The sequence below is a fragment of the Haloparvum sedimenti genome (genome assembly GCF_001462205.1).
Lineage (GTDB): Archaea > Halobacteriota > Halobacteria > Halobacteriales > Haloferacaceae > Haloparvum > Haloparvum sedimenti.
The window spans coordinates 1-1,048 of record NZ_LKIR01000015.1 but is presented as its reverse complement, the minus strand read 5'-3'; the positions used below and the strand labels follow the sequence as shown (position 1 = coordinate 1,048).

At 60.7% G+C, this 1,048-nt stretch carries 2 protein-coding genes; both read right to left on the bottom strand.

The window, feature by feature from the left end:
* A partial coding sequence (locus AN233_RS01165) for an alcohol dehydrogenase catalytic domain-containing protein (RefSeq protein ID WP_176696599.1) occupies positions 1-460 on the bottom strand: 460 nt, incomplete at its 3' end.
* 179 nt (positions 461-639) lie between these two features.
* Positions 640-1,048: zinc-binding dehydrogenase (locus tag AN233_RS01160; RefSeq protein WP_141654115.1), on the bottom strand; the 409-nt coding region annotated here is incomplete at its 5' end.

The following is a 1,048-nucleotide window of genomic DNA, read 5'->3' as shown; positions in this document are numbered from 1 at the left end:
TGACCGGGCCGACGTCCGCATAGGGTACCCGCAACTGCTCGGCCTGCCCGCCCGCAAAGCCGCCGAGCATGTGTGAGTAGCCGAACAGGCCAGCTGGCGAATGGCCCATGTTTTCACGGGCCATCTCCGCATTCGGGTTCGAGTCCTCACAGAGCGAGTAGAGGTCGTTCTCGCAGAACCAACACGAACCACAGCTAATCGTGAAGGGAACGACCACGCGGTCGCCCTCTTCGAGTGTCTCGACCTCGTCGCCGACTTCGATCACTTCGCCCATCGGCTCGTGACCCAGAACGTCGCCCTCTTCCATCGACGGCATGTAGCCGTCGTAAAGGTGGAGGTCGGAGCCACAGATGGCGGTGGCCGTGATATCGATCACCGCATCGGTCGGGTTTTCGATTTCGGGGTCGGGAACGTCATCGATGCGGACGTCGTTTTCGCCGTGCCATGTCAGTGCTCTCATTGGTTTCTCTTCCCGTAACAACTGACGATTGGGTTTTACCTAAAGATAGAGCCTGAATGTGCAAAGGGATACTCTCCCTCATACACAACACCGGATTTCAATCGTCTATTCGACCGGGAAACGAACGCAGTCCGGTCGAACGCCGGGAGACACCATTCAGCAACCACGAGACGACTGAATTACGGACGGACGACGAGTTTGCCGACGTACCCGCCCTCAGTGACGGCGCGATGGGCCTCGCCGACCGCTTCGAAATCGTACGTCTCGGCGATTTCGGCGGTGAGGTCGCCGCGTTCCACGAGGCGAGCGATGCGACGGAGAACGGGCCGGCGTTCGGGTGTATTGGCGATGGCCATTCCTCGAACGGTGACCTCCTTGTGTTGGAGCGGCGCGTCCTCGACCGCCGGGATTCCGCCTGTGATGGTGACAATACGCCCGTTCTGGGCGGCCACGGTCAAATCGAGGCCGAGGTAGTCGTCGAGGCGATGGTCGAGAATCACGTCAACACCCTCGCCATCGGTCGCCTCGTAGATTTCATCCGCGAGCGTCTCGCTGTCGTAGTCGAACGCCACGACCGCGCCGAGGTCG